The organism is Streptomyces javensis (assembly GCF_039525925.1).
GTDB classification, from domain to species: Bacteria; Actinomycetota; Actinomycetes; order Streptomycetales; family Streptomycetaceae; genus Streptomyces; species Streptomyces asiaticus.
This window is the reverse complement of sequence record NZ_BAAAIF010000050.1, coordinates 25,387-45,849: the sequence shown is the minus strand read 5'-3', so window position 1 is coordinate 45,849 and position 20,463 is coordinate 25,387. Positions and strand designations below refer to the sequence as shown.

The window sequence follows — 20,463 nt, the reverse complement described above, 5'->3', positions numbered from 1 at the left end:
ACGGTGGGCGGATGCCGAAGAACGAGAACGTGTTCTCATCCTGGCGAGGCTGGTGCGGACGCGTCACTTCCCGTCTGGTCCACCGCGGCTGGCGCGCCGTACAGCGCGCCGGTGCGGTGACCGCCGAGCGCCCCGGCCCGTACCGCTTCGGCCGCATCGGCGTCGGCACCCGGCTGGCGTTCCCCCAGGGCACCCTCTTCGGCGAACCGTGGATCGAGCTCGGCGCGCACTGCGTGATCGGCGAGCAGGTGACCCTCACCGCCGGCATGATGCCCGATGTGGACCTCGGCCCCGAACCGGTGCTGCGCATCGGCGACGGCGTGGTGCTGGGCCGGGGCAGCCATGTGATCGCCTCCGTGAGCGTGGAGTTCGGCGACGATGTCTTCTGCGGCCCGTACGTCTATGTGACCAGCGACAACCACTCCTACGACGATCCGGACCAGCCCATCGGCCGCCAGTGGCCACGCTCCGCGCCCGTCCACATCGGCCCCGGCAGCTGGCTGGGCGCGGGCGCGGTGATCCTGCCGGGCGCGCGGCTGGGCCGCAATGTGGTGGTCGCGGCGGGCGCGGTCGTACGGGGCGAGGTGCCCGACCACGCCGTGGTGGCCGGGGCGCCGGCCCGGATCATACGGCGCTGGGCCCCGGACGAGGGCTGGCAGCCGCCACTGCGCACCCCGGCGCCGGTGCCGATCCCCGAGGACATGACGGTGGAGCAACTGCTCGCGCTGGCCGAGCTGGAGCGCGAGCGGGAGCGGGCACGGGAACAAGCGGCGGAGCGGAGCCTCGAGGTGGAGGGGCACGGACTGGAGCGGGAGCCGGGGGCCGGGGCGTCCTAGCAGGTCAGTAGAGTTTCGTGGACCGTACCCGACCCGCGAAGGTGACCACCGTGAGCCCGCCGCCTCCCCCCGTGACCGTCATCGGCATCGGCGCCGACGGCTGGGAGGGGCTCGGCCCCGCCGCCCGCGAGGCGTTGCGCACGGCAGAGGTGGTGATCGGCGGGCGGCGCCAGCTGGGCCTGCTGCCGCCGGAGTGCCCCGGCGAACGGGTGCCCTGGCCGTCCCCGCTGCGCCCCGCCGTCCCCGGACTTTTCGCCGCGCACACCGGGCGGCGGACCTCCGTGCTGGCCAGCGGCGACCCCATGTTCTTCGGCATCGGCCGCACGCTGTCCGAGCTGCTGGGCGCCGAGCGGCTGCGGGTGCTGCCCCATCCGTCGTCGGTCTCCCTGGCCTGTGCGCGGCTCGGCTGGGCGCTGGAGGAGACCGAGGTGATCAGCCTCGTCGGCCGCCCCCTGGCCGCGCTGAACCGTGAGCTCTACGCCGGACGGCGGCTGCTCGTGCTCAGCGCGGGCGCGGACACCCCCGCCGAGGTGGCCGGGTTGCTCGGGGCGCGCGGCTTCGGCCCGAGCCGGCTGCGGGTGCTGGAGCAGCTGGGGAGCGCGCGGGAGCGGTGTGTGGAGGGCACGGCCGAGGGGTGGCCCCATCCACCCGGTGACCCCCTCAACGTCATCGCCGTCGACTGCGCCCCGGCGGACGGCGTCCGGCCGCTGTCGCCCGTCCCGGGGCTGCCCGACGCGGCGTACGAGCACGACGGCCAGCTGACCAAGCGCCATGTGCGGGCCGCCACCCTCGCCGCGCTCGCCCCCGCACCCGGCGAGCTGCTGTGGGACGTCGGCGGCGGCTCGGGCTCCATCGCGGTGGAGTGGATGCGCGCCCACCGCGTCTGCCGGGCGGTCTCGGTCGAACGCGACCCTGCGCGCGCCGAGCGCATCGGCCGCAACGCCGCCGCGCTCGGTGTGCCCGGGCTGACCGTCGTCACCGGCGCCGCGCCCGGCGCGCTGGCCGGACTGCCCACCCCCGACGCGGTGTTCATCGGTGGCGGCCTGACCGCGCCCGGGGTACTGGACGCGTGCTGGGCGGCCCTGCCGCCGGGCGGGAGGATCGTGGCCAACACCGTGACCCTGGAGTCCGAGGCGCTGCTCGCCGACCGGTACCGCCGCCACGGCGGCGACCTGGTCCGCCTCGCCGTCTCCCACGCCGCGCCGGTCGGGGGGTTCACCGGCTGGCGGCAGGCGATGCCGGTCACCCAGTGGGCCGCCGTCAAACCGTTCGCTTCCCGAGGCCCTGGCGGGGGCGCCGCCGATCCCGGGGGATCCGTCGAAGCCGCTCAAGGAGAAACACGATGACGGTGTACTTCATCGGCGCGGGCCCCGGCGCCGCCGATCTGATCACGGTGCGCGGCGCCCGGACCCTGGCCCGCTGCCGGGTGTGTCTGTACGCGGGCAGCCTGGTGCCCCGTGAACTCCTCGCCGAGTGCCCGCCGGACGCCCGCCTGGTCGACACCGCCCAGCTCGACCTGGACCGGATCACCGCCGAGCTGGTCGCCGCCCACGAGGCGGGCCATGACGTGGCCCGCCTCCACTCCGGCGATCCGTCGGTCTTCAGCGCCGTCGCCGAGCAGATGCGCCGTCTCGACGCGGCCGGCGTTCCGTACGACGTGGTCCCGGGCGTCCCCGCCTTCGCCGCCGCGGCCGCCGCGCTGAAGCGCGAACTGACGATCCCGACCGTCGGCCAGACCGTCATCCTCACCCGCGTCGCCCAGCAGGCCACCCCCATGCCGGACGGCGAGGACCTGGCCGCCCTGGGCCGCAGCGGTGCCCTGCTCGTCCTGCACCTCGCCGCCCGCTATGTGGACCGCGTGGTCGCCGAACTCCTCCCGCACTACGGCGCCGACTGCCCGGCCGCCGTGGTCGCCATGGCCAGCCGCGCCGACGAACTGGTCCTGCGCGGCACCCTGGACGACATCGCGACCCAGGTGAAGACGGCAGGCGTGATCCGCACGGCGGTCATCATCGTCGGCCGGACCCTGGCCGCCGCCCAGTTCCCGGACAGCCATCTCTACTCCACGGCCAGGCCCCGCCCCTGCGCCCCCGGCTCCCCGGCCGCGCCCTGAGGCCTCACCTCGGCGGGCGCCGTGCGTGGTTCCGCGTGGGCCGTGCTGCGAACGGCGCGCCATCCTCTGTGGTGCCGACGGCGTCGGCGCCGCGCGCGGCGGACCGCAGGGTGAGCGCGACCCGAGCCCGCGCGACATGTGGGGTCGGCTGACGACGAGCGCCCGCCCCGGCGGGTCGTGTGGTGGGCGTGGCGCCCTGCACCCATGCGGCGTATCGGGCCGGGCGGCGTCCGGCGGGCCCGGGTGCGGCGTCGCATGTGCGGTGGGCGCCGGGCGTGTCGTGTCCGGCGTGGCAAATGTGGCGGCGCCCGGCGGGACGGGTTGTGGGTGCGGCGATCCGCACGCCCGGCGTGTGGGGCTGGGCGGGGACGGTGCCTGCCCGTACTGGCTCGCCTGGGCGCCCGTGCGGTGTCCCGTGCGCGGCATAGCTTGGGTGTGTTGTGCGTGGCACGCCGCGTTCGTGGTGACGAGGGCGTCCGCCTGGTGCGGCAGCGTGGTGGGCGCGGGGGCCGCTACGACTTCCGGCGTGCCGTGCCGACGGCCGAAGCCGTCGGCGCCGCACGCGAGGCGTGTCGCGTCCCGCGCGGGGACGGGGGTCAGTAACCCCGGGGCCGTGCGGGGGACGGGGGGTCAGCCACCCCGGGGGCCGCGTGGCTCGGCGCGGCCCACGATCGTGCCGGCGCGGTCGACGCAGATGACGTCCACGGCCACCGGCGCCCCGCGCAGCACCCCGAGGGCCGTGTCGCGGGCCGCGGCCGCGACCAGGTCGCCGAGGGGGACGCCGTGGGCGGTGCACAGTTGCACCGTCTCAAGGCCGGTGTTGGCCGTGGCCACCGCCTCCGCCAGCTCCTCGTCGGCCCCTGCCCGGCGGGCCAGTTCCGCGAGGAAGCCCTTGTCCACCTGGGACCGGGAGGAGTGCAGGTCCAGATGGCCGGCGGCCAGTTTGGAGAGCTTGGCGAAGCCGCCGGCGACCGTCAGCCGGTCCACCGGGTGGCGGCGCAGATACTTCAGGACCGCGCCCGCGAAGTCACCCATGTCCAGCAGCGCGTCCTGCGGCAGCCCGTGCACGGCCACCGCCACCTTCTCGGACGTCGAGCCCGTACAGCCCGCGACGTGGCGGCGCCCCGCCGCGCGGGCGACATCCACCCCGCGCCGGATGCTGTCGATCCAGGCCGAGCAGGAGTAGGGCACCACGATGCCCGTCGTGCCGAGGATCGACAGCCCGCCGAGGATGCCCAGCCGCGGGTTCCAGGTGGAGCGGGCGATCTCCTCGCCGTGGTCCACCGAGATCTCGATCTCGACGTCACCGGTGCCGCCGTGCCGGGACGCGACCGAGGCGATGTGGTCGCGCATCATCTGGCGCGGCACGGGGTTGATGGCCGGTTCGCCCACCTCGAGCGGCAGTCCGGGCCGGGTCACCGTGCCGACGCCAGGACCGGCCCGGAAGACCACTCCGCTGCCGGGCGGCAGAACCCGCACCGTGGCCCTGACCAGCGCGCCGTGGGTCACATCCGGATCGTCCCCCGCGTCCTTGACGACCGCGGCCATGGCCCGGTCCGCCGTCAGCTCCTCGGCGGCGAGCGCGAACGCGGGCCGCTGCCCCTTGGGCAGTTCGATGGTCACCGGATCGGGGAACTCCGCGCCCAGCAGCGCGGTGTACGCGGCCGTGGTCGCGGCGGTGGCACACGCCCCCGTGGTCCAGCCGTGCCGCAGCCCCGACCGCTCCAGCTGCGCGCCCCGCCCCCCGGTCGCCTTGGGCGTCGTCTCCGCCTCAGCCATGGGCGGGCCGCCGCGCATACGATGACGGGCGCACGGACGACGAAAGGCACCCGATCCCGATGAACAGCGCACCGGCGCGCCATGTGCTCATCCTCGGCGGCACCACCGAGGCGCGCCGCCTCGCCGAGGAGCTCGCCGACACGCCCGGGCTGCGCGTCACCAGCTCCCTCGCGGGCCGGGTCGCCGCGCCGCGGCTGCCGGTGGGGCAGGTGCGGATCGGCGGATTCGGTGGCACCGAGGGCATGGCCCGCTGGCTCCGCGAGCACCAGGTGGACGCGCTCATCGACGCCACCCATCCTTTCGCCGACACGATCAGTTCCCACGCGGCCCGGGCGGCCGCAGACGTCCATGTTCCCCTGCTCGCCCTGCGCCGCCCCGGTTGGGTACCCGGTCCGGGCGACCGCTGGCACTCGGCCGGCTCGCTGGCCGAGGCCGCGCGGCTGCTGCCGGACCTGGGGGAGCGGATCTTCCTCACCACCGGGCGGATGGGCCTGGCCGCCTTCGCCCATCTCACCGGGCAGTGGTTCCTGGTCCGCTCGGTCGACGCGCCCGAGCCGCCGGTTCCGCCCCGGATGGAGGTGATACTCGACCGCGGCCCGTTCACCCTCGAGGGCGAGGCGGAGCTGCTGCGCCGCCATCGCGTCGAGGTGCTGGTCACCAAGGACAGCGGCGCCCACGCCACCGCCCCCAAACTCGCCGCGGCCCGCGCCGCCGCCCTCCCGGTCGTCGTCATCCGCCGCCCACCCGCCCCCCAGGGCGTCCCGGTGGCCGAAACCCCGGCCGAGGCCGTCACCTGGGTGCGGACGACCCTGGCCTGAACCGGCGCGCTCCGCGCCAGGAGCCCACCGGGTGCTACGTCTCCGGGTAGCGGCGCGGGGTCCAGACGACGTCGGTGCCGTCGCCGCGCCGGACCGTGCGGGTCTGCGAGGAGCCCACCAGGAGGATCGTGCGCATGTCGACCTGGGCCGGGTCGAGGTCGGCCAGGCGGACGATCCGCACGCGTTCCCCGGGGCCGCCGATGTCACGGCCGAGTACCACGGGCGTGTCGGGGGCGCGGTGCTCCAGCAGGAGTTCGCGGGCCTTGCCCACCTGCCAGACGCGGCTGCGCGAACCGGGGTTGTAGAGGGCGAGCACCAGGTCGGCGGCCGCGGCGGCGCGCAGCCGCTCGGCGATGACCTCCCAGGGCTTGAGCCGGTCGGAGAGGGAGATCACCGCGTAGTCGTGGCCGAGCGGGGCACCGGCCCGGGCGGCGGCCGCGTGGGCCGCCGTCATACCGGGGACGATCCGCACCGGGACCTCGCGATACGGGTCCTCGCAGGCGGCCTCCAGAACGGCGGTGGCCATGGCGAACACGCCCGGGTCGCCCGAGGAGACCACGGCGACACGCCGACCGTGGCGGGCGAGGTCGAGGGCGAACTCGGCGCGTACGGCCTCGACCTTGTTGTCGGAGGCATGGCGCCGCTGGCCCGGCCGTACGGGCACCCGGTCCAGGTACGTGGTGTAGCCGACGAGGTCCTCGGCGGCGGCCAGCTCGCCGCGCGCCTCGGGGGTGAGCCACAGCGGACCGGCCGGGCCGAGGCCGACGACCACGACCTCGCCCGGGCCGCCGGACACACCGCCCGGCGCGTCACCGTCGTCGCCGTGCGGCGCGTCCACGCGGCTCGGGAGCACCGCCATCGAGAAGTACGGCACCGACTCCGGGTCGACCTCGGCCAGCGGGGCGGTCCGCTCCGCGTTCATCGTGGCGCGCTCCACATAGCGCGCGTCCGCGAGCCGTCCCGACCGCTCCAGCGCCCGGCGCACCGTCGGGAAGGTCCGGCCGAGCTTCATCACGGCCGCCGCGTCCGCCGTCGCCAGCCGGGCCGTCAGCTCCTCCTCCGGCAGGGTGCCGGGGAGTACCGTCAGCACCTCCTCGCCCTCCACCAGCGGTGTGCCGAGCCGGGCGGCGGCGGCGCTGACCGAGGTGACACCGGGGATGACCTCGGTGGGGTAGCGGTCGGCGAGCCGCTTGTGCATGTGCATGTACGAGCCGTAGAAGAGCGGATCGCCCTCCGCGAGCACCGCGACCGTGCGTCCCGCGTCCAGATGCGCGGCGAGCCGGGCGGCCGCGTCCGCGTAGAACTCCTCCATCGCGCCGCGATAGCCGCCCGGATGGTCGGTGGTCTCCGTGGTGACCGGGTAGACCAGCCGCTCCTCGATGTGGTCGGGCCGCAGATGGCGCTCGGCGATGGAGCGCGCGATGCTGCGCCCGTGCCGGGCGCTGTGGTAGGCGATGACATCGGCCGCGGCGATGACCTCCACCGCGCGCACGGTCATCAGGGAGGGGTCGCCGGGGCCGAGCCCCACACCGTAGAGCCGGCCCGTCTGCTGCTCGCTCACTCTTCCTCGCTCGCTATCGCGTTGATCGCGGCCGCGGCGATGGCGCTGCCGCCGCGCCGGCCGTGCACCACCAGGTGGTCGAGCGCCGCCGGGTGCCCGGCCAGCGCCTCCTTGGACTCGGCCGCGCCGATGAAGCCCACCGGCACGCCGATCACGGCGGCCGGGCGCGGCGCGCCCGCTCCTCCTTCTTCGACCATCTCCAGCAGCCGGAACAGCGCCGTGGGCGCGTTGCCGACCGCCACCACCGCGCCCTCGAGCCGGTCCCGCCACAGCTCCAGCGCGGCGGCGCTGCGGGTGGTGCCCATGCGCCGCGCCAACTCCGGTACGGCCGGGTCCGACAGGGTGCAGATCACCTCGTTGTCGGCGGGCAGCCGCTTGCGGGTGACCCCGCTGGCCACCATGCGCGCGTCGCACAGCACGGGCGCGCCGGACCGCAGCGCGGCGCGGGCGCGGGAGACCACCTCGGGGGTGTACGCGAGGTCCTTGACCAGGTCGACCATGCCGCAGGCGTGAATCATCCGCACCGCCACCTGGCTGATGTCGGCGGGGAGCCCGCCGAGGTCGGCCTCGGCGCGGATGGTGGCAAAGGACGCGCGGTAGATGGCCGCCCCGTCCTTCTCGTAGTCGAACACGGTGTCCTCGATCATGTCGTTCCACGGGCCGCCGCGACGGCGCCGGCCAACTGCTCTGCTGTCACTTCCACGCCGTCCTCCGCCTCCGGCGTGTCGTCCTTCGCGCCGCCCCGTACGGTGACCCGATAGTCCGTGTCGCCGGTAGCCAGCACATCCACCCAGCGGCCCCCGGGGTGGCCGCAGCGCCGTTCGCAGCCGGAGACGTACACCGGCAGCGGACCGGGCGCGCCCCGGCGGCCGTCGGACGCCGTGCCGCTCACCGGCCGCGGCTCCGAACCGCCCGCGACCATGCGTGCCGCGTGGCACCGCACGTCCGCCAGGGACTTGGCGCAGCCGGGCCGTCCCGTGCACGCGCCGACCCCGAGCCACGGCGAGTCCGGCGTGGTCACCAGTCCCGCGTCGGACAGTTCCGACAGGGCGCCGCGCGCGTCGTCCGGTGCGAACCCGGGGAGCACCACGCCGCGCCAGGGTGTCATACGCAGCTCATCCGCCCCGCTCCGGTGGGCGAGCCCGGTGAGCAGCCGCCACTGCGCGGCGCTCACCCGGCCCAGGGGCAGGGCGACGGACAGCGCGTGGCGCCCGTCCGGGCCGGGGACCGGCCCGGGGGCGGGGGGTGTTGCGGAGGCGGGTGCGGGTGTGTGCCGCACCGGTACGGCCCGGATGCCCGCGTCGGCGAGTCGCGCGGCCAGACCGCCGGTCGTCACGGAGTGTTCGGCGGGGAGTTCGCGCACCCGCCACGCCCGGGTGCCGCTATCCCGCACCCGGGTCAGGAATTCCACGGCGGCCAGTGCCGCTGCCCGCGGCGCGTCCTCGCCCCGCACCCAGAGGCCGCCGCCCCCTGCCACGGACCCGTCCGCGGCGACGCTCGCCACGCAGTCACCGCCGGTGTTCGCCTCCGCGCGTCGGCCGAGCGTGTCGGAGCCGTTCCGACGACCGCCCCGACGCGCTGCCGCGTCCGGGTGTGTCGCGCCCGACGGCGGTGACACACCCGGACCCGGCGGCGGACCACCGCATCGCAGCACCGCCCCACCACCAGGCGTTGCGATCAATGTCACATCCGCGCCCAACGCGGCCACATCGCCGCGCCCATCGTCCAGCGCGAACAGAAACCTGCCCGACAAGCCCGACAATTCCCCATGCCCCGGCCATGCGTCGTCGCACAGCACGGCGTCCAACTCCCGCACCCACGCCACCACATCGGCGTGCCCGCCACCGTCCAGGCCGGACAGCGGCGACGCCACGATGTTGCGCACCCGGTCATGGCGGTCCGAGGGAAGCAGTCCGGCCGCCCGCAGCCGGGCCGCCAGTTCCGCGCCGCACCCCGCCGCCAGGCCGCGCACCTGCGCGTTGCCCCGTGAGGTGATGTCCAGCCGCCCATCGCCCAGTTCCTCGGCCACCCGCCCCAGCACCCATGCCTGACGGATCGTCAGCAGTCCGCCGGGCACCCGGATCCGGGCCAGCGAACCGTCGTCCGCCGGGTGCAGCCGCAGCGCGCCCGGACAGGCGTCATCGCGCCCGCGCACGGGGGTTTCATCCCCGGATGGGGTGGTTGTCGGGGGGAGGGACATGGCGGCGAGCATACCGACGATCCGGTCCGGCCCACCGCCCCGGCCAGGCTTCACGGAGACCGGAACGCACCGTCCCGTGGCAGGTCAGCAACGCTTACTATGCTCAGCGGCGGGTCGGTCCCGACCCGCGACACGCACAAGACGGCACTCACGGTAGGAAGCCGGTGGAAATCCGGCGCGGTCCCGCCACTGTGAGCGCGGTGGCTGCCGAACGGCAGCGGCCGCGCGAGCCAGGAACTGCCGCCGTCTTCAACCCGCCCGGGGCGCGGACCCCGAGGAAGGCATGCGCCGCATGATTCTGCTGCTGTCGACGTCCGACACCGACCTGCTCAGCGCCCGTGCCGCCACGGGCCCGGTGCCGTACCGCCTCGCCAACCCGGCCCGCCTCGCCCTCGACGACCTCCCCGGCCTGCTCGACGGCGTCGAACTCGTCGTCGTACGGCTTCTCGGCGGCATCCGCGCCTGGCAGGAGGGGCTCGACACGCTGCTCGCGGGCGACCTCCCGGTCGTGGTCCTCAGCGGTGAACAGGCGCCCGACGCCCAGCTCATGGAGGCGTCCACGGTCCCGGTCGGCATCGCGGCCGAGGCCCACGCCTACCTGGCCCACGGCGGGCCCGCCAACCTGGGCCGGCTCGCCCGGTTCCTCTCCGACACCGTGCTGCTCACCGGCCATGGCTTCGAACCGCCCGCGCCCGCGCCCACCTGGGGCCCGCTGGAGCGCACCGCCCGGGCGGCCGACACCGGCGACGCCACCGGCCCGACCGTCGCGGTGCTCTACTACCGCGCCCACCACATGAGCGGCAACACCGCCTTCGTGGAGGCCCTGTGCCGCGCCGTGGAGGACGCCGGGGGCCACCCGCTGCCGCTGTTCGTCGCCTCGCTGCGCGCCCCCGAACCCGAGCTGATCGAGGCACTCGGCGCGGCCGACGCCATCGTCACCACCGTGCTCGCGGCCGGTGGCACCCGCCCCGCCGAGGCGTCCGCGGGCGGCGACGACGAGGCGTGGGACGCGGGCGCGCTCACCGCGCTCGACGTGCCCGTGCTCCAGGCGCTGTGCCTGACCTCGCCGCGCGCCGCGTGGGAGGAGAACGACGAGGGTCTGTCGCCGCTGGACGCCGCGACCCAGGTCGCCGTCCCCGAGTTCGACGGTCGGCTCATCACCGTGCCGTTCTCCTTCAAGGAGGTGGACGAGGACGGACTGCCGGTCTATGTCGCCGATGCCGAGCGCGCCGCGCGGGTCGCCGGGATCGCGGTACGACACGCCCGGCTCCGCCATATCCCCGCCGCCGACAAGCGCCTCGCGCTCGTCCTCTCCGCCTACCCCACCAAGCACTCCCGGATCGGCAACGCGGTCGGCCTCGACACCCCCGCCAGCGCCGTCGCCCTGCTGCGCCGGCTGCGCGCCGAAGGCTACGACCTCGGCCCCGAGGACGGGCCGGACGCGCTGCCGGGCCTGGTCTCCGGCGAGGGCGACGAGCTGATCTACGCCCTCATCGAGGCGGGCGGCCATGACCAGGAGTGGCTCACCGAGGAGCAGCTCGCCCGCAACCCCGTCCGCATCCCGGCCGCCGACTACCGCCGCTGGTACGCCACGCTGCCGCGGGAGCTGCGGGACGCGGTCGAGGAGCACTGGGGCCCACCGCCCGGCGAGATGTTCGTGGACACCAGCCGCGACCCGGAGGGCGAGATCGTGCTGGCCGCGCTGCGCCGCGGCAACCTCCTGGTGGTCATCCAGCCGCCGCGCGGCTTCGGAGAGAACCCCATCGCCATCTACCACGACCCCGATCTGCCGCCCTCGCACCACTACCTGGCCGCCTACCGCTGGATGGCCACCGCGCGGGCGGACGGCGGGTTCGGCGCCGACGCCATGGTCCACCTGGGCAAGCACGGCAACCTGGAGTGGCTGCCGGGCAAGAACGCCGGGCTGTCCGCCGCCTGCGGCCCCGACGCCGCGCTCGGCGATCTGCCACTGATCTACCCCTTCCTGGTCAACGACCCGGGCGAGGGCACCCAGGCCAAGCGCCGCGTCCACGCCACCCTGGTCGACCACCTCGTGCCGCCGATGGCCCGCGCCGACTCCTACGGCGACATCGCACGCCTGGAGCAGCTGCTGGACGAGTACGCGGCCATCTCCGCGATGGACCCGGCCAAGCTCCCCGCCATCCGCGCCCAGATCTGGACTCTGATCCAGGCCGCCCGGCTCGACCACGACCTGGGCCTGGAGCAGCGGCCGGACGACGACGGCTTCGACGACTTCCTGCTGCACGTCGACGGCTGGCTGTGCGAGGTCAAGGACGCCCAGATCCGCGACGGACTGCATGTACTCGGCGGCGCGCCGACCGGCCCCGAGCGCGTCAACCTCGTACTGGCCATCCTGCGCGCCCGGCAGATCTGGGGCGGTACGTCCGCGCTCCCCGGTCTGCGCGAGGCGCTCGGCCTGGACGAGTCGGCCGCCACCCGCACCGGCGCCGACGAGGCCGAGGAGCGGGCCCGTGCGCTGGTCCAGGCGATGGAGGACGCCGCATGGGCCCCGGAGGCCGTCGAGAAGGCCGTCCTCACCCTGCCCGATGAGCAGCGCCCCGCGGTCTCCGCGGTCCTCGACTTCGCCGCCCGTGAGGTGGTGCCCCGGCTGGCCGCCACGACGGACGAGATCGACCACGCCGTGCACGCGCTGAACGGCGGCTTCGTCCCGGCCGGGCCGTCCGGCTCGCCGCTGCGCGGACTGGTCAACGTCCTGCCGACCGGCCGCAACTTCTACTCCGTCGATCCCAAGGCCGTGCCCAGCCGGCTGGCCTGGGAGACCGGCCAGGCCCTCGCCGACTCCCTCCTGGAGCGCTACCGCGCCGACAACGACGGTCAGTGGCCGCACTCCGTCGGCCTCTCGCTGTGGGGGACGAGCGCGATGCGCACCTCCGGCGACGACGTGGCCGAGGCGCTGGCGCTGCTGGGCGTCCGCCCGGTATGGGACGACGCCTCACGCCGGGTGACGGGGGTCGAGCCGGTCCCCCTCGACCAGCTGGGCCGCCCGCGTGTCGATGTCACCCTGCGCATCAGCGGGTTCTTCCGCGACGCCTTCCCGCATGTCGTGGGGCTGCTGGACGACGCCGTACGGCTCGCCGCCTCGCTCGACGAGAGCGACGAGGACAACTACGTACGGGCGCACACCCGCGCCGACCTCGCCGCACACGGTGACGAGCGCCGCGCCACCACCCGGATCTTCGGCTCCCGCCCCGGCACCTACGGCGCCGGACTGCTCCAGCTCATCGACAGCCGCGACTGGCGCACCGACGCCGACCTCGCCGAGGTCTACACGGTCTGGGGCGGCTACGCCTACGGCCGCGGTCTCGAGGGGCGGCCGGCGCGCGAGGAGATGGAGAGCGCCTACCGCCGGATCGCGGTCGCGGCCAAGAACACCGACACGCGCGAACACGACATCGCCGACTCCGACGACTACTTCCAGTACCACGGCGGCATGGTGGCCACCGTGCGCGCGCTGAAGGGCACCGCGCCCGCCGCGTACATCGGCGACTCCACCCGCCCCGAGACGGTCCGCACCCGCACCCTCCACGAGGAGACCTCACGGGTCTTCCGGGCCCGGGTGGTCAATCCGCGCTGGATCGAGGCGATGCGCCGCCACGGCTACAAGGGCGCCTTCGAGCTCGCCGCGACCGTCGACTACCTCTTCGGCTACGACGCCACCACGGGCGTGGTCGCCGACTGGATGTACGACAAACTCGCCCAGACCTATCTGCTCGACCCGGAGAACCGCGCCTTCCTGGAGGAGGCCAACCCCTGGGCGCTGCACGGCATGGCCGAGCGGCTGCTGGAGGCCGAGAGCCGCGGGCTGTGGGAGGAGCCCGATCCGGAGGTGCTGGAGCGGGTGCGGGAGCTGTACCTGGAGACGGAGGGCGGCCTGGAGGGCGGGGACGACGAGTAGCCGCGTCCGTCGCTTCCCCGCACGTCCGCCGCTTGTCCGGTGGGTCCCGGTGGGTCCCGGTGGGTCCCGGTGGGTCCGGTGCGTCCGGCGGCGGCTCAGTCGGCGGACGTGCGCGCCGCCGGACGGGTCGCCGCCCGGATCCGGTCCGGCCAAGGGGGGCAGTTGACCAGTTCGGTCCACTCGCGGTCGTAGCGCCCGGGCACCGCGCGCCCGGCGGAGGCCCAGCGCTCGACCAGCGCCGCGTAGATCGGTACGGATGTGGATGTGTGAACGGTCTGATGAACCGTTCCGTCGCCTTCGGTGCTCCGGTCCAGCGCTCTGCTCGGCTGCGAGAGAGAACGGCGTCGCATCGTCGTCGTCATGTTCGGACAACGCGCCCCGCCCCGCCGGGTCACCTTCCGCACGCCGGTCTCACCCGCATCGGCGTGGTGTCGCACATGTCAGCGACTGCCCGCCGGTCCGGCCTGGCGGCGCCACGGTGACCCGCCCGGGCGACCCGGGCGGTTCCCCTTTTCGCAGGCGAAATGAAAAGCATTGCCGCATTCATAAAGCCCATTCGCCGCCGGGGCAAGGGTTTATTGATAACCGTGTCCATTGCAGCCTTTGGCGAATTCCCCTCGGGCCTGTTTCAATTGCGTTGTCCCGAGGACGATCCAAAGGCGATCCGAGGAGGAGCCGGTGGGAGCTCATGCGCACGGACCCGACGTGGGGCACGGCGGGCCCGGCCACGGCGGCCACACCCACGGGGTGGCGGAGAACGCCGACCGCCGGTGGTTGACCTTCGCCCTCGCGCTGATCAGCGGCTTCATGGCGGTGGAGGTCATCGTCGGGATCGTCGCCCGCTCCGTGGCGCTGCTGTCCGACGCGGCCCATATGCTCACCGACGCCGCCTCGATCGTTCTCGCCCTCATCGCGATCCGGCTCTCGGCGCGCCCCGCGCGTGGCGGATACACCTATGGGCTCAAGCGGTCGGAAATCCTTTCCGCCCAGGCCAATGGGCTTTCCCTGCTGCTGCTCGGCGCCTATCTCGGCTACGAGAGTGTGGGGCGGCTGATCGATCCGCCCGAGGTGACCGGTGGTCTGGTTTTGGCCACCGCGCTGGCCGGTGTGGTGGTGAATCTCGCGGCCGCGTGGTGCATGTCGAAGGCGAACCGCTCCTCGCTCAATGTCGAGGGCGCCTTCCAGCATGTGCTCAACGATCTCTACGCCTTCATCGCCACCGCCATCGCGGGACTGGTGGTGGTGACGACGGGCTTCGCCCGGGCCGACGCGATCGCCGGTCTGCTGGTGGTCCTCCTCATGATCAAGGCGGGTGTGGAGCTGCTGCGGGCCTCCGGCCGGGTGCTGCTGGAGGCCGCGCCCGCCGGTGTCGAGCCCGATGAGGTGGGCGGTCGGCTGGTCGCCCATGGCCAGGTGGCCGAGGTGCACGATCTGCATGTCTGGCAGATCACCTCGGGTGAGGTCTCCCTCTCCGCCCATGTCCTGGTGGCGGCGGGCGGCGACTGCCACGCCGTACGGGAGGACCTGGAGGCGGTGTTGAGCGAGGAGTACGGGATCACCCACACCACGCTCCAGGTGGACCATCTGGACGAGCCCGCCGAGCGGGGACGTCCGGACGGGGAGCACTGTCCGACCGCCCACGGTCCGGTGCACCGGGCCGCGTCGTACGGCCACTGAGCGGAGGCCCGGGGCGGGGGCCCGGGGCGGGGGCCCGGGCAGGAGCCCGGGACGGGGCCCGGGAGCGGTCGGCGGGTCGGCCGCGTCAGGCCGCGGCCGGGGCGGCGGTCGGCCTGAAGGCGGCGGTCAGAAGGGTCTTCGCGAGCTGGGCGACCAATGCCTCCAGCGCGAGCTGGGCCAGCTTGACCAGGACGGTCGAGAGAATGTCGGCCATGAGTACCTCACTGGATGGAACAGGATCGGAAGCGAGGCATCCGCTTCCAGTTCCATAGCCTGACCGGAACCGGAAAGCGGGCGGCACACATCGGGTGAGCGTCCGGTTAACGGACGGAAAGATCTGGGTGAGAAACGCCCGAGATATCCCGTTCTCGGGCGACGGCCTCAGACCGCGAGCGACACCCGCCGGGGGAAGAGCAGCCGCGGCGCCATGGCCGCCCCCACGGTGGCGGCTGCCGAGCAGCCACCGACGATCGCCCAGGCCACCGGGCCCAGCGGCGTACAGCCGAAGAAGTGGCTGACCACCGGCGTCTCCACGATGGCGAACAGCGTGGCCGCCGAGGCGACGCTGGTGATCAGCACCAGGGGGCTGTGCCAGTCGGTCAGATACGTCTGGCCCAGCTGGGTGCCGACCAGCGCCGCGAGCCCCATGGTGCTCGCCCGCCGGGCCCGGCCGGTCATCCGCCCGCACTGCCAGGCCGCCGCGGCGCCCAGCGCGGTGGCACTGCCGCGCACCGCGAGGATACGGCCCAGATCGGAGCCTAACAGCGCCGATGACGGGCCGCCGACCAGCGGGTCCTCACCGGACTTGGGCTCCCGGGCCCGGGCCAGGGCCACCGCGAGTGCGGGCAGCATGTCGGTCAGCAGATTCACCAGCAGCAGCTGACGGGTGCCCAGCGGCGCCCGCCCGGCCACCGCCGCGCCCAGCAGGGTGAAGGCGACCTCGCCCGCGTTCCCGCCGACCAGGATCGCCACCGCGTCGCGCACACTGCGCCACAGCGCCCTGCCCTCCCGCAGCGCGTCCAGGATCCGGGTCGGGTCCGGGTCGGTGAGCACCAGGTCCGCCGCGGCGCGGGCCGAGGCCGAGCCGTGGGCGGACAGCCCGATGCCGATGTCCGCGAGGCGGATGGCGGCCGCGTCGTTCACCCCGTCCCCGGTCATGGCCACCACCTGTCCGGCCTGCCGCAGCGCCTGGACGATACGGACCTTGTGCTCGGGGGAGACCCGGGCGAACACGGTGGCACGGGCGATCCGCTCGACCCGCTCGGCCTCGGGCAAGGTGTCCAGCTCCGCCCCGGTGAGCACCGGCTCGGCGTCCGGGATGCCCAGCTCCCGGGCGATGGCGACCGCCGTGGTCGGATGGTCGCCGGTGACCATGGCGACGCGTACCCCGGCGTCCGTGAGCCGCTTGACGGTCTCGGCGGCGCCCGGCCGTGTGGTGTCGGCGATGGCGATGAAGCCCAGCAGGGTGAGCTCCCGGGCGATCTCGGCCACCTCCGCCGTCGGCGTGTCGGACGCGCTGGGCCGGGTCTCGGCCACCGCCAGCACCCGCAGCCCGTCCGAGGCCAGCGAGTGCAGCAGGCGCTCGGTGGCGCGCCGCCGCTCCGGGGTGAGCGGCACGGTGTCGTCCGCCGCCGCCGGGCTCAGGGCGTACGCGCAGCGGGCGAGCACGACCTCGGGCGCCCCCTTGACCGCCAGGTGTGGACGCCCGGACTGCGTGCCCAGACACGCCGAGAATCCCCGGCTGGCCTCGAAGGGCAGCTCGGACACCGGACGCCAGGCACCGTCCCCGTCGCCGTGCGCCGCCGCCGCGTCGATCACGGCCTGGTCGGTGGCGTGGGCCAGCGCCCGCCCGCCCTCCGGCTCGGGACACGCCCGGGCCGCCGTGCGCAGCAGCCGCTTGCCCAGCGCGCCGCGGGTCGGCAGCTCCTGGTCGTACCCGGCGACCCGGGCCACGGCCAGCCGGCCCTCGGTCAGGGTGCCGGTCTTGTCGAAGCAGACGACGTCCACCCGGCCCAGCGCCTCCAGCACCCGCGCCGAGCGCGTCAGCACCCCGCGGTGCGAGAGCCGGCGCGCCGCGGCGGACTGCGCCACCGTGGCCACCAGCGGTAGCCCCTCGGGCACGGCGGCCACCGCGATGGCCACTCCGGTGGACAGCGCCTCGCGCACCGGCACCCCGTGCAACAGCCCCAGCAGGGTGACGGCGGCGCCGCCGAGGCCGGTGGCGGGCAGCGCGACCTTGGTGAGCGCGGCCAGCCGGCCCTCGATCCCGATGGGCGCGGTGGCGCGCCCGGCCAGTTCGGCGGCGCGCCCGGCCTCGGTCTGCGCCCCGGCGGCCACGACCACGGCGTATCCGGTTCCGGCGAGCACCGTACAGCCCTGGTAGAGCATGCAGGACCGGTCCGCCAGATCGGCGCCCGGCGTGGCGGCCGGGTCCTTGGCGACCGGCCCGGACTCACCGGTCAGCCCGGCCTCGTCCAGCTCCAGCCGGTCGCTCACCAGCAGCCGGGCGTCGGCCGGTACGACATCCGAGGGCCGCAGCGCGATGACGTCCCCGACCCGGAGCTCCTCGGCGGCCACCGTGCGCACCGGGGCGGTGGTCAGCCCCGCGAAGAACACCTCGCGGTCCGCCGTCGCCCCGTCCGCCAGGGACATCGCGGGCGCCCAGTCGACCAGTCGGCCGTTCATCCGCTCGCTCAGCAGCAGGCCGCGCAGCGAGCGATCGGCCCGGAGCCGCTGTGCGCCGCTGATCACCGCGTTGCCCGCCATCACGCTGACGACGAGGAAGGAGTCCACCCCGGACCCCACCGCCGCGGAGGCCGCCGCGCCGAGGGCCAGCACCGGGGTGAGCGGATCGTGCAGCTCCTCGCGCACCGCGCGCACCAGCGAGACGGTGTTCCGGGTCAGGGCCGCGAACCGGGCCGAGGCGGACCCCGCGGCATCGGGCGCCCCGGCCCGTACGACCGTCCCGGCGGCCTTGCGCACGGGGCGCACCCCGGCGGCCCACAGCGCCCCGGACATCCGCGACGCGCCCGGTTCCCCGGGGCCCGCGCCGCGCGACGCGCCCGGGCCGTCGGGCAGTTCGGTCCCGTTCTCCCGGAACGCGCACAGCACGCTCAGGGTCTCCCGGGCCCCCAGGGCGTGCCAGTTGCCGCGGATACGGGGCGCCGGTGCCGGGCGGCGCTCCACCCGGCGCGCCGCGCCGATCCCGCCGAGTATGGCCAGGAACGCCGCGCTGTACACCGGGGAGGTGGCCAGCCCGGCCACCGCGGGCCGGGTCCCCGCCGCGGCGATGAGCGCGCCGAGCGCGGATCCGCCCATCGACAGCCGGGCCGACCGCAGGCTGACCGCGCGCGCGTCCTCGAGCGCTCGCAGGACACGCCACGCGTGGAGCAGCCCCGGACCGCAGAGCAGATCGGCCGACCAGCACACCCGGCCCGCACCGCGCGCCGTGACGGCGACGCCGAGATCCGCCACGCCCAGCGCCTCGTCGTCCTCGCCGCTGATCACCAACACGCCGTGGTCCTCGATCTGGAGCCGGCGCACCGTGTCGGGGAGCGACACGCCGAGGGGGAGCAGTTCATCGGCCCATGGAGCGATCTCGTCCGTGCTGGCGTGGCTGGTGAGCACCAGGCGCCGCGCACCGGAGCGGGCCGCCGCCACCAGGGCGTCGGCCAGCGGGTCGAGTTCGCAGCCGATCCGGATCCGGGCCTGTCGCCGGCCGTCCTCGCCGTGCAGATCCGCGGTCAGGGCCAGTGGGCTCGCCGGGAGCGCCGCGGGGAGCCCGGGGGGTCGCTCCAGCCGCCACGGACCCCGCGTCCAGGGCCCCGCACCGGACAGCTCCCGCAGGGTGCGGCGGTCCAGGACGGACTGCGCCGCGCTCCACGCCTCGGCCTCCCCCAGGTCGCCCACGGTGGTGACCGACAGCAGCCGCGGCCGACGGGCGCACAGCACCCGCGAGTCGATCAGCACCGCCGACACGCGGTCCAGCAGCCGCAGCGCGGTGCCGTCCATGGGCACCACGCCGTCGCGTGCCAGCACGTCGCCCAGCCGGGCGGCGAACGCCTCCCGGCCCATGGCGGCCGCCTTCGGCACCGTGGCCAGCAGCGCCTTGGCGGACTGCTCGAGGTCCCGGGTCCACGCCAGCAGTCCACCCGCTCCGGACAGCGAGGCCAGTGAGGTGCGGTCGACACAGGTCTCCACCGGCCCGGAAGGCAGCGGTGCGGGCCGGTGGGTGGGCGGATACGAGCGCGTCGGGAGCCCGTCGCCGTCCGCCACCAACTCCGGTTCCCGGCGCTGCCATACGACCTGCCGGCCGCGGATCTCGGCGAGTTGCAGCACACGTTGCAGCGCGTCCAGGGCGAGCGGGGCCTCACCCCTGGTCAGGGCGTGCACCACGGCGTTCGACACGCCGATCAGGGTGTCGGCGTGGGCGCGGCCCAGCCGGGACTCCAGCAGACCGCGCACCCGTGGCTGGAGCTCCGCCATCACCGCCGGGATCCGCAGCGCGGGGGAGAGGGCGGGGCGCATCGCCACCCGCCGGATCGTGGCCGTCATCAGCCCCAGACAGTCGGCGGCGAGCGCGATCACGGCCAGCGTCGCCGGAGCGGAGGCGAACGGAGGCTGCGGACGGCCCGCCGGGAAGGGGTCCGCGCCCGTCCCATGGGCCTCCTCGACGCGCTCGACCACCTCCAGCACGTCGTCGGGACCGAGCCGGTCCTCGTCGAAGTCGACCAGGACCTGGCCCAGTGCCGCGTTCACCGCGGCCCAGTTGACGCCCGCCACCCGCCGCAGCGCGTCCTCCAGCTCCTGGACCAGCCGCTCATGGCCCTCGCCGTGGCCGGTCAGCCCGCGTACCTCCACATGAGCCCGGCCCGCCCGGGCCCACACCCTCCGGCCGCCGCGCCGGTCGCCGGCGTTCCGCAGGACGTCGGTGATGTCCGCGAGCCGCAGTCGCGGACCGTTCATCGTGCGGGACGGGTCGGAGACGAGGCCCGTGAGCGTCGTGATGGGCAGCACAGGCTGCTCTCCCCTCGGTCCTGATATGCCGGAACCTAAGATCGGCCTATACTTACCTAATTCCGTCATAAAGTAATCAAAAGGGCGTCCGGTAGGAGGAAGGCGTGAACGCAGCGACCACATCCAAGACGGCCGACACCCGGAAGACGGGCACGTCCGCGAGGAAGAACGGCGACCGCACGGTGACCTTCACCGTCCCCCGTGCCGCCATGGCCACGGCGAACGTCGCCACGATGCCCATCAGGACCGCACGGCGGGTGCTGCCCGCCAAGGGTGGGCTGCCGCTCTACCTCGGCCTCGGCGCGATGGGCCTCGCCGGAGTCCTGGAATGGCCGATCGCGCTGGGCGTCGGCGTCGGCTACGCCGTGCTGCGCAACCCCCCGCCCGGCGCCGAGACCCCGAACGCGAAGGGCGCCACCGCCTGAGCCCGGACCGCGCCCCACAGCCGCGGGGCCCGGGGCCCGACCACACAGCCGCCGGGCCCCGGGCCTCCCGGTGTCACGACCGTGACGCCCGCCGGGCCCCG

Annotated in this window: 14 protein-coding genes and 1 riboswitch; of the genes, 7 read left to right on the top strand and 7 right to left on the bottom strand. The window is 74.9% G+C overall.

The window, feature by feature from the left end; translation table 11 throughout:
* Positions 1-11: 11 nt before the first annotated feature.
* From ABD329_RS33445 to cobM, 3 genes are read left to right on the top strand one after another with little or no spacing between them, the layout of a single operon-like run.
* Positions 12-836 carry an acyltransferase gene (locus ABD329_RS33445; RefSeq protein ID WP_198281874.1) on the top strand — a complete coding sequence of 275 codons (825 nt, stop codon included), beginning with the start codon at positions 12-14 and terminating at the stop codon, positions 834-836.
* Between the two features lie 50 nt (positions 837-886).
* Complete coding sequence (gene cbiE / locus ABD329_RS33440) at positions 887-2,182, top strand: precorrin-6y C5,15-methyltransferase (decarboxylating) subunit CbiE (RefSeq protein ID WP_198281873.1); 1,296 nt, start codon at positions 887-889, stop codon at positions 2,180-2,182.
* Positions 2,179-2,949, top strand: coding sequence for a precorrin-4 C(11)-methyltransferase (gene cobM / locus ABD329_RS33435; protein WP_198281872.1), 771 nt, complete (start codon positions 2,179-2,181; stop codon positions 2,947-2,949). Before cbiE ends, cobM begins: the two co-directional genes overlap by 4 nt.
* 630 nt (positions 2,950-3,579) lie before the next feature.
* On the opposite strand, the gene ABD329_RS33430 is transcribed toward cobM, so the two are convergent.
* Positions 3,580-4,728 (bottom strand): cobalt-precorrin-5B (C(1))-methyltransferase, encoded by a 1,149-nt coding sequence (locus ABD329_RS33430; RefSeq protein WP_198282303.1) that lies wholly within the window; start codon positions 4,726-4,728, stop codon positions 3,580-3,582.
* Between the two features lie 59 nt (positions 4,729-4,787).
* On the opposite strand from ABD329_RS33430, the gene ABD329_RS33425 reads away from it, so the two are divergent.
* Positions 4,788-5,546, top strand: coding sequence for a cobalt-precorrin-6A reductase (locus ABD329_RS33425; protein WP_344317351.1), 759 nt, complete (start codon positions 4,788-4,790; stop codon positions 5,544-5,546).
* Between the two features lie 34 nt (positions 5,547-5,580).
* Here ABD329_RS33425 and ABD329_RS33420 read toward each other — a convergent pair whose 3' ends face one another.
* From ABD329_RS33420 to ABD329_RS33410, 3 genes are read right to left on the bottom strand one after another with little or no spacing between them, the layout of a single operon-like run.
* Positions 5,581-7,107, bottom strand: a complete 1,527-nt coding sequence (locus tag ABD329_RS33420; protein WP_344317350.1) for a precorrin-2 C(20)-methyltransferase — start codon at positions 7,105-7,107, stop codon at positions 5,581-5,583.
* Entirely contained in the window at positions 7,104-7,754 is a 651-nt protein-coding gene (locus ABD329_RS33415; RefSeq protein WP_198282420.1) for a precorrin-8X methylmutase, read from the bottom strand. Before ABD329_RS33415 ends, ABD329_RS33420 begins: the two co-directional genes overlap by 4 nt.
* Complete coding sequence (locus ABD329_RS33410; protein WP_344317358.1) at positions 7,751-9,319, bottom strand: nitrite reductase; 1,569 nt, start codon at positions 9,317-9,319, stop codon at positions 7,751-7,753. Before ABD329_RS33410 ends, ABD329_RS33415 begins: the two co-directional genes overlap by 4 nt.
* A gap of 143 nt (positions 9,320-9,462) precedes the next feature.
* Positions 9,463-9,546: riboswitch (cobalamin riboswitch) on the top strand.
* A gap of 53 nt (positions 9,547-9,599) precedes the next feature.
* Here ABD329_RS33410 and cobN point away from each other — a divergent pair.
* Positions 9,600-13,244, top strand: a complete 3,645-nt coding sequence (gene cobN / locus ABD329_RS33405; RefSeq protein WP_198280786.1) for a cobaltochelatase subunit CobN — start codon at positions 9,600-9,602, stop codon at positions 13,242-13,244.
* A 95-nt stretch (positions 13,245-13,339) separates the two neighbouring features.
* Here the strand turns inward: cobN and ABD329_RS33400 are convergent, their stop codons facing one another.
* Positions 13,340-13,594, bottom strand: a complete 255-nt coding sequence (locus ABD329_RS33400) for a hypothetical protein (RefSeq protein WP_198280785.1) — start codon at positions 13,592-13,594, stop codon at positions 13,340-13,342.
* A 328-nt stretch (positions 13,595-13,922) separates the two neighbouring features.
* Here ABD329_RS33400 and ABD329_RS33395 point away from each other — a divergent pair, with 328 nt between their 5' ends.
* Positions 13,923-14,921, top strand: coding sequence for a cation diffusion facilitator family transporter (locus ABD329_RS33395; protein WP_198280784.1), 999 nt, complete (start codon positions 13,923-13,925; stop codon positions 14,919-14,921).
* 85 nt (positions 14,922-15,006) lie between these two features.
* Here the strand turns inward: ABD329_RS33395 and ABD329_RS33390 are convergent, their stop codons facing one another.
* Together ABD329_RS33390 and ABD329_RS33385 are read right to left on the bottom strand one after the other, a co-directional pair.
* Positions 15,007-15,135, bottom strand: a complete 129-nt coding sequence (locus tag ABD329_RS33390) for a hypothetical protein (RefSeq protein ID WP_281404693.1) — start codon at positions 15,133-15,135, stop codon at positions 15,007-15,009.
* A gap of 167 nt (positions 15,136-15,302) precedes the next feature.
* Positions 15,303-19,937, bottom strand: a complete 4,635-nt coding sequence (locus tag ABD329_RS33385) for a cation-translocating P-type ATPase (protein ID WP_198279957.1) — start codon at positions 19,935-19,937, stop codon at positions 15,303-15,305.
* A 104-nt stretch (positions 19,938-20,041) separates the two neighbouring features.
* On the opposite strand from ABD329_RS33385, the gene ABD329_RS33380 reads away from it, so the two are divergent.
* Positions 20,042-20,362 (top strand): hypothetical protein, encoded by a 321-nt coding sequence (locus tag ABD329_RS33380; protein ID WP_198279958.1) that lies wholly within the window; start codon positions 20,042-20,044, stop codon positions 20,360-20,362.
* Positions 20,363-20,463 lie beyond the last annotated feature (101 nt).